Below are 12,093 nucleotides of genomic sequence, written 5' to 3' on the forward strand. Positions count from 1 at the left end.
TCAGAAGTCGGTGGGCAGGCCGCTTGCCTCGGCGATACCGCGCAGTTCCTCGTCGTCGTGGCGGCGGCCCTGGATGTAGGCCGCGATCTCGTCCAGGCGCGCGGGGTCCGCGGCGGTGGCCGCGTCGGTGACAACCCGGACCGAGCCGGTGTCCCCGAGGTCGATCTCGACGACCTCGTTGTCCAGTCGGCCGGTGACGGCGGTGGCGATGACCAGCGCCGCCTGATCGCGGATCTCCTGGGGCAGCTGTTCCGCGCTGTCGTCGTCCAGGGCGAACTCGGCGGGCGGAAGCCGCCGCTCGTCGATCGCCCGGAGGACGGGTTCGACGACGTCGAGCAGGCGAAGGTAGTCCTCCGTGTCCATTCGCGAACGCAGCAGGCCGAGGTAGATGTCCACGGGCCGGCCGTCGGGTGGAAGCTCGTAGTCGTTCATCTGGCCCGCGTTCCCCGTCTGCGGGATCTCAGACGCGTCGCCGCCATGCCATCGCAAAGGAGAACAGGCCGAACAGCAGCAGGCCGAAGGCGACGGCGGCAAGCAGCCACGGGCCGAGCGCCGTCTCGGCGAACGAGCGCAGGGTGTCGTCCAGGCCCTTGGCCCTGTCGGGTTCGTAGTCGACGGCGGCGCGTACGGCGAAGGCGCCGAGCGCGGCGAACACCAGACCGCGGGCCACGCCCCCGCCCACGCCTGTCACGTCCGTCAGCCGCTGCCCGGTCCGGGACATCTCGCCGAGCTTGAGCTTGCCGCGGTAGCTGCGGCGCATCGCCCGGACGCCGATCCACCCGCCGGCGACGACGATCGCGGCCCCGCCGATGCCGACGATCCACTGTCCGGCGGGCAGGTCCAGCGCGGTGGCGGTGATGTCGCGGGACTGCTCGTCGGTGGAACCGCCGCCACCGCCGTTGTCGCCGCTTGCGGCAAAGAGCAGCACGGAGTAGGCGACGAAGCCGTAGAAGAGGCACCTGACCAGTGCCAGGAGACGCTTTCGGGGCTTGCGGCCGTCCCGTCCGACAGAGCCGAAGACCGCCTCCGAGAGCCGCCACAGGGCCATGCCGACCAGGCCGGTGCCCAGGGCCCACAGCAGGACGGAGCCGAAGGGTTTGTCGGAGAGTTCGGCCAGTGCGCCCGGGCGGTCCGCCTGACGGTGGCGGTCGCCGAAGGCAATCTGCAGGGCGAGGACGCCGACCAGCAGGTAGATCACGCCCCGCGCGGCCAGACCCGCCCGGGCGGCGCCCTCCGCCGTCGAAGCGGCGGCCTTCGGCTCGGTCGGGGCGCGTCCGGCCCCTGCCACGGCACTCGGGTTCATCACGGCCTCCCGGAGTCCGAATGCCCCGGTTGGGGCGGCACTCACGCCGGGGACCGGTCAGCGGCGCCTGCTCCCCCGTACACCCGCGGCTTTCGGACCAGCGGCACCACCGCGCTGATGCGTTTGCCGCCCGCAGACAGCACCGACACCTGGATGTCGTGGGAGAGGCGGCACACGATCGGCCAGCCGTGGCCGCCGAAGCGGCGCTGGGCACGGCGCTCGCCGGGGTCGGTGACCACCGGGAACCGTTCGCTGCGGTCGCTCACCGAGACCCGGACGCCGGGTGCGACGAGGTCGACGCGGAAGTCGGTGACTCCGCCGCCGTGCAGGATGGCGTTGGTGGTGAGCTCCGAGGCGACGAGCAGGGCGTCCTGGACGGCGCCGCGGTCGCACGACGCCCCGGTGGCGCGGCAGTGGTCGGCGACCGCGCGTTCCACGGCTCTGCGCGCCTGGGCCGGTTGGCTCACGGATTGAGTGGTGTGCTCCCCGCGCATCGTCTGACTCCGAGAATCGGTGAATCGAGGGGCGCGCTCCCCCGGGCGCCTTGAAATCCCATCTCTTGTCTGGTCGCCTCTGCCCGCCCGGTCAAACCTCCCGGTGTCCGCGCCGGCTGCAGTAACCGGTGGCATCGGGGTACGCGGATCCCATGACCGATGTCGTGGACTCAGACGAACTGCTACGGCGCATTCAGCGCGCCCGGACCTGCGCACGACAGGAGGAGCAGGCGTGGCGGACGCGCAGTTTCGGCCTGCGGTCGAGCGACCCCGAAGGGGCTCAGGACGCCGCCGTACGAATGCTCGCCTATGAGGCTGTGCTCCGGGTGCTGGACGAGATCCTGACGCCGGGCTCGCATCCGGACGAGCCGTGAGCGGGGCGCCGATTCGTCCTCGCCCTGCCGGGAACCCGGCACGTATGAAGGCCGATCACAACCGAGCACCGGTACTGGAGGCCCTGGCCGAATACCACCGTCAAGGGCGGACCTCGTTCTCGCCGCCCGGGCACAAGCAGGCCCGCGGCGCGGATCGCGCCGTGCGGGAGATCCTCGGGGAGGCGGTCTTCCTCGGCGACGTCCTGGCGTCGGGTGGGCTCGACGACCGGCTCACCCGCGGGCAGGTGCTGCAGCGTGCCGAGGAGCTGATGGCCGACGTGGTCCACGCCGACCACACGTTCTTCACCACGTGCGGCAGCTCCCTGTCCGTCAAGGCGGCCATGCTGGCCGTCGCGGGCCCGCAGGAGCGGCTGCTGATCGGGCGGGACGCCCACAAGTCCGTGGTGTCGGGGCTGATCCTCGCCGGGATCGAGCCGGTGTGGGTGGAGCCCCAGTGGGACGCCGAGCGGCATCTCGCGCATCCGCCGTCCCCGGCGGACTTCGACCGGGCCTTCACCGAGCACCCCGGCGTCAAGGGCGCGCTGGTCACCAGTCCCACGCCGTACGGCACCTGCGCCGATCTGCGGGCGCTCGCCGAGATCTGTCACGGGCGGTCGCTGCCGCTGATCGTGGACGAGGCCTGGGGCGCGCATCTGCCCTTCCATCCCGATCTGCCGTCGTGGGCGATGGACGCGGGCGCCGACATCTGTGTGACGAGCGTCCACAAGATGGGCAGCGGTCTCGAACAGGGTTCCGTCTTCCATCTCCAGGGCGACCTGGTGCCGCCGCACCTGCTCAAGATGCGCTCGGACCTCCTCGGCAGCACCAGCCCGTCGGTGCTGATCTACGCCGGTCTGGACGGCTGGCGCCGGCAGATGGCGCTGCACGGCAAGGAGTTGATGGGCGCGGCGCTGGCCCTCGCGGCCCGGGTGCGGGCCTCCGTCGAACGGCTCGACGGGATGCATGTGAACGACCGGGACGACTTCTGCGGCGCGGGCCTCGCACACGATCTCGATCCGCTGATCGTCACCATCGAGGTCGACGGGCTCGGTATGACCGGGTACCGGGCGGCGGACTGGCTGCGGCAGTACCGGTCCATCGACGTCCATCTCACCGACCACCGAAGGATCGGCGCGCAGATCACCCACGGGGACGACGAGGAGACAGTGGGCGAGCTGATCGCCGCGCTGGAGGATCTCGCGGCTGCCGCGTCAGGGCTGCGCCCGGTCCCCGGCGTGAAGGTGCCGCCGCCTGCCGAACTGCACCTCGAGCAGGTCCGAACACCACGGGAGGCGTTCTTCGGCCCCACCGAGGACGTTCCGACGGACAGGGCTGCCGGCCGGATCGCGGCCGAGATGATCACGCCGTATCCGCCGGGCATCCCGGTCGTCCTCCCCGGCGAGCGGCTGACCGAGCCGGTGCTGCGCTATCTGCTCACCGGGCGGGACGCGGGCATGAACCTCCCGGATCCGAGCGATCCGCATTTGGAGACGATCCGGGTGACGGCGGGTACGGAGTGAAACGGCTCACGTGACCCGCTACCGATTTCGCACGGTCCCCATAAATGGTTTACGGTTCATTCATACGTGGTCGCGGGGTCGATGAATACCGTCCCCCGGACCCCGCATACGGCCCTGGCTGGCCTCCCCCGTCCAGCCAGGGCTTTTTCATGCCCGCGGAAATCTCCACCGGTTCTGTAGTCCGTCGAGGTGCTCTACGCGTCGGCAGCGGCTGAAATGGGCGTAGGGAAAGCCCCGGAACCCCGACGCCGGCGAGGAGCCCCGTGACATGACCAAAGCGACCAAACTACTGACCGCCCTTCCCCCGCCGCAGCGCCAGCACCTGATGACCGTGGCCCGGGAGGTCTCCTTCCCGGAGGACGCCCGTATCTTCGAGGCCGGCGGCACCGCCGACCGCTTCTGGGTGATCCGCTCCGGCGCCGTCTCGCTCGACCAGCAGGTGACATCCGTGCAGCGGGTCACCGTCGCAAGCCTTGGCGCCGGGGATCTGCTGGGCTGGTCCTGGCTGTTCCCGCCGTACCAGTGGGACTTCGGCGCGGAGGCCTTCAGCCCGGTGCGCGCCTACGAGTTCGACGCCGCGGCCGTGCTGCAGCTGTGCGAGGAGGACCAGCAGCTCGGCATGATCCTGGTCCGCACGGTCGCCGAAATCCTCGCCCACCGGCTGGAGATGACCCGGGGCAAACTCATGGAGCAGTACGGGATGCGCCGGGGCAGCGCGCTGTAGGCGGCGTCGGCCGCGGTGACGGCGCGGGGCACGTGATCTCAGCTGCCGAGAATCAGCGACGCACCCAGCGCGAGCATCATGACGGCGATCAGGCCGTCCACGATCCGCCACGCCGCGGGCCGGGAGAGGAGCGGGCCGAGGAGCCTGGCGCCGAAGCCGAGCGCCGTGAACCAGCACAGGCTGGCGAGCGCGGCGCCGAGTCCGAACGTCCAGCGCAGATCACCGCGGTCGGCCGCGACGGAGCCGAGCAGGAACACGGTGTCCAGGTAGACGTGCGGGTTGAGAAAGGTCATCGCCAGACAGGTCAGCACCGCCCGGCGCCGTGACCCCGTGGCCTGCCCGTCCGCCTGCAACGCACCGGCCGGACGGAACACGCGCCGGGCGGCGAGGACGCCGTAGCCGATGAGGAACGCGCCGCCGATCCAGCCGACCGCCGTCAGCACCCCCGGCCAGGCCACGACCACCGCGCCGACGCCGCCGACACCGAGGGCGATGAGGGCGGCGTCGGACAGGGCGCAGATGGCGACGACGGCGAGCACCGAGTGGCCGCGGATCCCCTGGCGCAGGACGAAGGCGTTCTGGGCGCCGATGGCGACGATGAGCGAGAGGCCGGTTCCGAAACCGGCGGCGGCGGTGGCGAGTGCGGTGGGCATGACGTCGACGCTAAGGACACCACGATCCTGTGTACAGCTAAAGATTCTTACGTACCATTAGCACTCGTGATGGTGACGGAGCTGCCCCTGGACCAAGTGCGCACGCTGCTCGCGGTGGTGGACGAGGGCACATTCGATGCCGCGGCGGCCGCGCTGCATGTGACGCCGTCCGCGGTCAGCCAGCGAGTCAAGGCGCTCGAGCAGCGCACCGGGCGCGTGCTGCTGGTGCGGACCAAGCCGGTACGGCCCACCGAGTCCGGTGCGGTCGTGGTGCGGTTCGCGCGCCAGCTCGCCCGGCTGGAGCGAGACGCGCGCGCCGAGCTCGGCATGGGCGGCGCCGAAGAGGAAGCGACCCGGGTGTCGATCGCGGTGAACGCCGACTCCCTGGCGACCTGGTTCCTCGACGCCCTCACCCGCGTACCGTCCGAGCCGCCGCTCTGCTTCGAACTGCACCGCGAGGACGAGGCCCATACGGCGGCCCTGCTCAGGGAGGGCCTGGTGATGGCGGCGGTGACCTCCGCGTCCGAGCCCGTGGCGGGGTGTTCGGTACGGCTGCTCGGGAGGATGCGGTACGTCGCTGCGGCGAGCCCCGACTTCGCCGAGCGGTATCTCGCCGGACCGCTGCGGGAGGCGCTGCCGCAAGCGCCGTTGGTGACCTTCGACCGCAGCGACGAAATCCAGGACTCCTTCCTGAGACGCCTGCGCTGGAGCGGCACGGGTTCGGTCCGCCATCAGATCCCCACCTCGGAGGGGTTCCTGGCGGCCATCGAGGCAGGACTGGGCTGGGGCATGGTCCCGGAGATCCAGGCCGGCACCCAATTGCGCGAGGGCCGCCTGATCTCCCTCGCCCCGAAGCGGCCGCTGGACGTCCCCCTGTACTGGCAGCAGTGGAAGCTGGACTCCCCCGCCCTCGCGTCAGTGGCGGAAGTGGTGGCGACGACGGCGACTCAGGCGCTGCGCGCCTAGCGAACCGGCAACCGCGCCTCCGCGCTGTCCAGCAGCATCTCGAGCGCCGTCGGATAAGCACTGGTCACCATGCGTGTCGCCAGCAGCGGTGCCGCCTCGGCGATACGGGGGTGGGTGGTGCGGGGCAGGCGGGCGTACGTCGAGCGCCACATCGCCTCGTCGGCGCGCTGCGAGGCGCTCGGCAGGGCCAGGGAGGCGGCGTCCAGGGCGGCGAAGGCCAGCGTCTGGTCGATGAAGGCGTGGTAGATCCGGACGGTCTCGGGCAGCGGGAAGCCCGCGGTGCGCAGGACGTCCAACACCGCCTCGTCGGCGGCGAGTTCGTTCGCCCGGCCGGTGACCCGGTTCGTCGTCAGCAGGGCGGCCTGCGGATGGGCGACATAGGCGGCATGGATCCTCAGCCCGACCGTCCTCAGGTCCGCCCGCCACCGTCCCGTCGCCCGCCAGCCGCGCAGGGCCTGCCCGATGAGCGCGTCGCCGATGGCGAGGGTGAGGTCGTCCATGCCACGGAAGTACCGGTAGAGCGTGCTCGGGTCGGCGTCCAGGGCGAGCCCCAGGCGGCGCGCGGTGAGCCCGGCGCTGCCGTGTTCGCGCAGCAGGCGCAGCGCGGTCTCGACGATCAGCGCCTCGGACAGCACGGTGCCGCTCTTGGTCGGACGGCGCCGACGCCGCTTCTCCTCGGGGACCACTGCTTTCGGCATGCCGCTCTCCTGTCTTATGCCAACGCCATTGACCTTACGTGAGCCGCAGGCGTTGTATCTCCGCCGGGGCCCCGCCGTACATCAACCTCCAGCAGGGAGTTCTCGTCATGCGTGTACTGCTCGTGGGCGCCGGTGGTGTGGGTACCGCCGTGACCCGGATCGCCGCCCGGCGTCGGTTCTTCGAGGCGATGGTGGTCGCCGACTTCGACCCGGCGCGCGCCGAGGCGGCCGTCGCACACCTCGGCGACCCGCGCTTCCGCGCCGAGCGTGTCGACGCCGGCGACGAGGCCGCGGTGGCCGAACTGCTGCGGCGGCACTCCTGCGACGTGCTGCTCAACGCCACCGACCCGCGCTTCGTGATGCCGCTGTTCCGGGCGGCGCGAACCGCCGGTGCCACCTATGTCGACATGGCGATGTCCCTGTCGCGTCCGCACTCCGAGCGCCCGTACCAGGAGTGCGGGGTCAAGCTCGGCGACGAGCAGTTCGCCGAGGCCGAGCAGTGGGCGAAGGAGGGCGCGCTGGCTCTGGTCGGCATGGGAGTGGAGCCGGGTCTCTCGGATGTCTTCGCCCGGTACGCGGCCGATGAACTCTTCGACGATATCGAGGAGATCGGCGTCCGCGACGGCGCGAACCTCACCGTCGACGGCTACGACTTCGCCCCCTCCTTCAGCATCTGGACCACGATCGAGGAGTGCCTCAACCCGCCGGTCGTCTACGAGGCCGACCGGGGCTGGTTCACCACCGAACCCTTCAGCGAACCCGAGGTGTTCGACTTCCCCGAGGGCATCGGCCCGGTGGAGTGCGTGAACGTGGAGCACGAGGAGGTGCTGCTCGTCCCGCGCTGGGTCGACGCGCGCCGTGTCACCTTCAAATACGGCCTGGGCGAGGAGTTCATCAGCACGCTCAGGACGCTGCACCTGCTGGGCCTGGACCGCACCGAGCCGGTGACCGTACCGGGCCCCGAAGGGCCGGTGCAGGTCTCGCCCCGGGACGTGGTCGCCGCCTGTCTGCCGGATCCGGCGACGCTGGGTGAGCGGATGCGCGGCAAGACCTGCGCGGGCACCTGGGTGCGGGGCGTGAAGGACGGGGCGCCGCGGGAGGTGTACCTGTACCACGTCGTCGACAACGAGTGGTCGATGGCCGAGTACGGCAGCCAGGCCGTGGTGTGGCAGACGGCCGTCAACCCGGTCGTCGCGCTCGAACTCCTCGCCGGCGGCGCCTGGTCGGGCGCCGGCGTGCTGGGCCCGGAGGCCTTCCCGGCCCGTCCGTTCCTGGATCTGCTGACCGAGTACGGCTCTCCGTGGGGCCTGCGCGAGCAGTGACCGCGTTCCGACCCAGGACTCCGTGGTTTCACTTCCGTATCGACAGGTGACCCGAAAGCGACTAAAAGCATCCGAAAGGGCACGTACGACTTCGAGCGAAGGTGACTTCGATGGATGACTGGCGCGACCGTGCCTCCTGCCGCCACGAGGATCCCGATCTCTTCTTCCCGATCGGCACCTCGGGCCCGGCGCTGCTGCAGACGGAGCAGGCGAAGGCGGTGTGCCGGCGCTGTCCGGTGCGGGAGCGGTGTCTGCGCTGGGCGTTGGACACCGGGCAGGCGGTCGGGGTGTGGGGCGCAACGAGCGAGGGGGAGCGCCTGGCGCTGCTGCGGCGTACGGCGGTGCGCCGCAGCAGCGGTTAGCCCTCCGGTGCTTCGCCTCGCGGCAGTCGCAAGGTGAACACCGAGCCGGTGCCGGGCTGGCTCCTCGCCTCGGCCGTACCGCCGTGTGCGGCCAGCAGGTGGCGGACGATGGGCAGTCCGAGTCCGCTGCCGCCGGTGCGGCGACTGCGGGACTTCTCCGCCCGCCAGAACCGGTCGAAGACATGCGGCAGGTCCTCGGGAGCGATGCCGGTACCGGTGTCGATGACGTCCAGGACGACGTCGTCGCCGTCGCGGCGGGCGGCCAGGGTGACGGTGCCGCCGGACGGGGTGTGTCTGAGCGCGTTGGAGACGAGGTTGCCGAGCGCCTGGCGCATCCGGACGGGGTCGGCGTCCAGCCAGGGGGTGCCCTCGGCCGTGGTGCGCAGGGTGACGTCCGCCGCGTCGGCGGCGACGCGGTGGGCGGCGGCGACCTGGTCGAGGAGTTCGTCGGCGCGGACGGGTTCGCGGTGCAGCCGCAGGGTGCCGGCGTCGGCGTCGGCGAGGTCCTGGAGATCGTCGATGACGCGCTGGAGGACGAGCGCCTCGTCGTGCAGGGAGGCCAGCAGGGCGGGGTCGGGGTCGACGACGCCGTCCCGGGTGACCTCGAGCCAGCCACGGATGTTGGTGAGAGGGCTGCGCAGTTCGTGGGCGATGTCGCTGACCATCGCCTTGCGCTGGGCCTCCAACCGGGCGCGGCGCTCGGTGAGTTCGTTGAAGGCCGCCGCGAGGATCCCGGTCTCGTCGCGGGTGGTGACGGGCACCCGCACATGCCGGTCCGGGGGCTGCTGTGCGGCGGCGGTCAGCGCCCGCAGCGGTCTGACCAGCCGGGTGGCAACGGCGGCGGTCACGGCCACGGTGACGGCGAGTACGAGTCCCGCGGCGCCCACGACCTTGGTCCAGTTGGCCGGGGACAGGTCGAAGCGCACGGCGGGCCGGTCCCCGACGCCGAGGAACAGGTCGGCGGCCGGGGCGACATAGGGGTCGAGCTGGGCCCGGCGGGCCCGGTCGAGGCAGGCCTGCGCCTGCTGCTGGGCGCGCTCTTGCGGCTGCGTGCCCAGCTTGGCCAGGAGGTACCGGGAGTCCATCCCCCGGTCGGTGACGTCGACGGAGACGAACAGCGGCTCGCGGAACTCCAGTCCGCGCTCGTCCAGACATCCGCGGGCGTGCTCGGTCAGCTCCGCCAGCGCCTTGTTCTCGGTGGCGGTGGGGGTGTTGAGCCGTCCGTCGGCGCACTCCAGGGGCACGTAATCGACGGCGCTGCCGTCGTCGTCGGTGAGGACCGGGCGGCCGGTCGGGGTGCGCTCCACGGTCGCGTTGACGCCGTTACGGGCGAAGCACTCGCGCCGCTCGCCGGCGAGGCGGTCGAGCCCGGCGCGCTCGGCGGCGGGCAGCCGGTAGGGGCCGACCACTCGGGGGTCGATGCCGCCGCGCTGGGCGCCGCGGTCGGTGTGGGTGTCGGTGGTCAGCGGGTCGACGGTGGCGGCGGCGCGCGGCGGCAGCGGGGTGCCGGGTGCCGCGGAGTCGGCGATCACCTTGCGGTCGGCGGTGGTCAGGGCGATGCGCCGGCCGATCCGGTCGGACAGCTCGCGCAGGGTGTCCTCGACGCCCTGCCAGTCGGGGTGGGTCGCCGCGTAGCCACTGAGCCGGTCGAGGACGTCCATGTCGTCGGCGAGGACCTGGCCCTGCTCCTCGCGCAGGGCGCGGGTCGTGGTCTCCACCGCCAGCCACGCCGTCGCCGCCACCGAGCACACCGCGATCAGCACCGAGGCGATCAGCAGCCGGACCAGGAGCCGCTTGCGCAGCGGTATGCCGGAGCTCATCCGCGGCCGCCGCTCAGCTTGTAGCCCACCCCGAACACCGTCAGCAGCCGGACCGGCCGCCGCGGGTCGGCCTCGATCTTGCGGCGCAGATTCATGATGTGGACGTCCACGGCCCGTTCGGTCGAGGCCCGGTCCGTGCCCCGCGTGCACTCCAGCAACTGCCGCCGGGAGAACACCCGCTCCGGCTCGGCGGTCATGGCGAGCAGGATCTGGAACTCGGCCGGCGTGCACTCCACCGGCTCCCCGTCACAGCGCACCTCGTGCCGCGCCGCATCGACGGCGAGCCCCGCGGCCCGTACGACGGGATCCTCCCGCCGGTCGGCGGCCCGTCCGCTGCGCCGCAGCACCGTACGGATCCGGGCCATCAACTCGCGCGGGCTGTACGGCTTGGTCATGTAGTCGTCGGCGCCGAGCTCCAGGCCCAGCAGGACGTCGTCCTCGGCGGAGCGGGCGGTGAGCATCAGCACCGGGATGTCCGGATTCTCGGGGTTCCGGCGCAGCACCCGGCACACCCCGAAGCCGTCGATCACCGGAAGCATCAGATCCAGCACGACGAGATCGGGGCGCAGCCGACGGGCCGCGTCCAGGGCAGCCGCGCCGTCGTGGACCACCGTGGCGCTGTGACCCTCCGCCAGCAGGGAGCGCCGTATGAGTTCGGCCTGCATCTCGTCGTCCTCGGCAACCAGCACAAATGCGCACACGCGGCGGATCCTAGGCGGTTCAGCGGGCGAGGGAGTCGGCGTCGCCCATGACGACGACGGGCTTCTTGTCGGGGTCCAGGGCCAGGAGCAGCGCCTTCATATGGTCCTTCGCGATGCTCACACAACCCTGGGTGGGTCCGTCGTGGTCGACGTGGAGCCATATGCCGCCACCGCGGCCGTCGCCCAGCGGGCGGGTCCAGTCGAGCGGTGAAGTCCCCGGCTTGCGGTTGTAGTTGATGGCGACGACGTAGTCGAAGGAGCCCGCCAGGGGTTCGCCCTCGAAGCCGGTCCCGGTCGCGGTGAAGCCGACGCCGTGATCGTACGGCAGCCGGGTTCCGGGGTCGCGCAGCCGTCCGCCGGCGTCGGTGAGGGCGAAGACCCCGATGGGTGTGCGCAGATCACCGGCCCGGTGCTGGTCGGTCCAGCCCCGCAGCGCGTTGTGCGCGGGCCATGTCTCGCGGGCCTCCCAGCCGGCGTCGGTGCGCTCGTACAGGACGGCTGTGGACCGCGAGGAGTTCTTGCCGCGTCCGGTGACCACGACGGCCTGGCGGGCGCCGGTCGGGACCTCGGCCCAGGTCTTGGGCCCGAGCCCGGGCAGTTGCTGTGGGGCCAGGTCGAGGGAGATCTCGGGTGCGGGCGTCTGCTGCCGCATCGGGGCGTGGGCCGGGGTCCGCGCTGCTTCGGCGCCGCATCCGGTGAGCAGGAGGGCGGCGGCCAGCAGGGCGGCCCGAGGGTTCGGGGTGATCATGCGTCGACCTTGACGGACACTTGTGAGGAACCCGTCAGCCCCGCGTGGAAAGGCCTGACAGTGAGCATCCGCATCCGCCGCGTCTACGACCCACCCGAGCCGCAGGACGGCGTGCGCGTCCTGGTCGACCGGCTGTGGCCGCGCGGGGTGTCGAAGGACGCGGCCCGCGTGGACGAGTGGCCCAAGGCGCTCACCCCGTCGAACGAACTGCGCCGCTGGTACCACGCGGGCGAGGGGTCGTACGAGGAGTTCGCGCGACGTTACGAGGCGGAGCTGGCCGCCCCTGAGGCGGCCGAACTCCTCGACCGCCTCAGGGAGTTGACCGGGAAGGGACCCCTGACGCTGCTGACGGCCGTGAAGACCCCCGAGGAGAGTCACGCGGCCGTCCTCGCCCGTCTGCTGGGCTGA

Annotated in this window: 15 protein-coding genes; 7 read left to right on the plus strand and 8 right to left on the minus strand. The window is 71.8% G+C overall.

The genetic code is table 11. The features are described 5' to 3' along the window. The 3 genes from OHT76_RS02620 to OHT76_RS02630 are packed head-to-tail and all read right to left on the minus strand — an operon-like array spanning window position 1 to window position 1,797. Entirely contained in the window at window positions 1-432 is a 432-nt protein-coding gene (locus OHT76_RS02620) for a hypothetical protein (protein ID WP_328869069.1), read from the minus strand. Between the two features lie 28 nt (window positions 433-460). Then, window positions 461-1,303 carry a DUF1206 domain-containing protein gene (locus tag OHT76_RS02625; protein ID WP_328869070.1) on the minus strand — a complete coding sequence of 281 codons (843 nt, stop codon included), beginning with the start codon at window positions 1,301-1,303 and terminating at the stop codon, window positions 461-463. A 41-nt stretch (window positions 1,304-1,344) separates the two neighbouring features. Then, entirely contained in the window at window positions 1,345-1,797 is a 453-nt protein-coding gene (locus OHT76_RS02630) for an ATP-binding protein (RefSeq protein WP_328869071.1), read from the minus strand. A gap of 152 nt (window positions 1,798-1,949) precedes the next feature. Here OHT76_RS02630 and OHT76_RS02635 point away from each other — a divergent pair, with 152 nt between their 5' ends. The 3 genes from OHT76_RS02635 (at window position 1,950) to OHT76_RS02645 (ending at window position 4,415) form a co-directional block, all read left to right on the plus strand. Continuing rightward, window positions 1,950-2,171, plus strand: a complete 222-nt coding sequence (locus OHT76_RS02635) for a hypothetical protein (protein ID WP_328869072.1) — start codon at window positions 1,950-1,952, stop codon at window positions 2,169-2,171. Window positions 2,172-2,215: 44 nt separating this feature from the next. Continuing rightward, window positions 2,216-3,691: an aminotransferase class I/II-fold pyridoxal phosphate-dependent enzyme gene (locus OHT76_RS02640; RefSeq protein WP_328869073.1), complete on the plus strand. Its 1,476-nt coding sequence runs from the start codon at window positions 2,216-2,218 to the stop codon at window positions 3,689-3,691. Between the two features lie 268 nt (window positions 3,692-3,959). Then, entirely contained in the window at window positions 3,960-4,415 is a 456-nt protein-coding gene (locus OHT76_RS02645; protein ID WP_328869074.1) for a cyclic nucleotide-binding domain-containing protein, read from the plus strand. A gap of 38 nt (window positions 4,416-4,453) precedes the next feature. On the opposite strand, the gene OHT76_RS02650 is transcribed toward OHT76_RS02645, so the two are convergent. Then, the gene (locus OHT76_RS02650) at window positions 4,454-5,068 is read right to left on the minus strand and encodes a LysE/ArgO family amino acid transporter (protein WP_328869075.1); all 615 of its coding nucleotides are present in this window, start codon (window positions 5,066-5,068) and stop codon (window positions 4,454-4,456) included. 69 nt (window positions 5,069-5,137) lie between these two features. On the opposite strand from OHT76_RS02650, the gene OHT76_RS02655 reads away from it, so the two are divergent. After that, window positions 5,138-6,034 carry a LysR family transcriptional regulator ArgP gene (locus tag OHT76_RS02655; RefSeq protein ID WP_328876436.1) on the plus strand — a complete coding sequence of 299 codons (897 nt, stop codon included), beginning with the start codon at window positions 5,138-5,140 and terminating at the stop codon, window positions 6,032-6,034. Here OHT76_RS02655 and OHT76_RS02660 read toward each other — a convergent pair. Beyond that, complete coding sequence (locus OHT76_RS02660; protein WP_328869076.1) at window positions 6,031-6,732, minus strand: TetR/AcrR family transcriptional regulator; 702 nt, start codon at window positions 6,730-6,732, stop codon at window positions 6,031-6,033. The genes OHT76_RS02655 and OHT76_RS02660 overlap by 4 nt on opposite strands. Window positions 6,733-6,839: 107 nt before the next feature. Between OHT76_RS02660 and OHT76_RS02665 the strand changes: the two genes are divergently transcribed. Next, entirely contained in the window at window positions 6,840-8,054 is a 1,215-nt protein-coding gene (locus OHT76_RS02665; RefSeq protein ID WP_328869077.1) for a saccharopine dehydrogenase family protein, read from the plus strand. Window positions 8,055-8,164: 110 nt separating this feature from the next. Continuing rightward, window positions 8,165-8,416: a WhiB family transcriptional regulator gene (locus OHT76_RS02670; RefSeq protein ID WP_328869078.1), complete on the plus strand. Its 252-nt coding sequence runs from the start codon at window positions 8,165-8,167 to the stop codon at window positions 8,414-8,416. Here OHT76_RS02670 and OHT76_RS02675 read toward each other — a convergent pair. Genes OHT76_RS02675 through OHT76_RS02685 form a run of 3 tightly spaced genes read right to left on the minus strand, consistent with a single transcriptional unit; the run spans window position 8,413 to window position 11,685 of the window. Beyond that, window positions 8,413-10,236 carry a sensor histidine kinase gene (locus tag OHT76_RS02675; RefSeq protein WP_328869079.1) on the minus strand — a complete coding sequence of 608 codons (1,824 nt, stop codon included), beginning with the start codon at window positions 10,234-10,236 and terminating at the stop codon, window positions 8,413-8,415. The genes OHT76_RS02670 and OHT76_RS02675 overlap by 4 nt on opposite strands. Further along, the gene (locus OHT76_RS02680; protein ID WP_328869080.1) at window positions 10,233-10,937 is read right to left on the minus strand and encodes a response regulator transcription factor; all 705 of its coding nucleotides are present in this window, start codon (window positions 10,935-10,937) and stop codon (window positions 10,233-10,235) included. Before OHT76_RS02680 ends, OHT76_RS02675 begins: the two co-directional genes overlap by 4 nt. 19 nt (window positions 10,938-10,956) lie before the next feature. Next, complete coding sequence (locus tag OHT76_RS02685) at window positions 10,957-11,685, minus strand: L,D-transpeptidase family protein (RefSeq protein ID WP_328869081.1); 729 nt, start codon at window positions 11,683-11,685, stop codon at window positions 10,957-10,959. A 60-nt stretch (window positions 11,686-11,745) separates the two neighbouring features. Here OHT76_RS02685 and OHT76_RS02690 point away from each other — a divergent pair, with 60 nt between their 5' ends. Then, entirely contained in the window at window positions 11,746-12,093 is a 348-nt protein-coding gene (locus tag OHT76_RS02690) for a DUF488 domain-containing protein (protein ID WP_328869082.1), read from the plus strand.

It is taken from the genome of Streptomyces sp. NBC_00287 (assembly GCF_036173105.1).
Taxonomy (GTDB): Bacteria; Actinomycetota; Actinomycetes; order Streptomycetales; family Streptomycetaceae; genus Streptomyces.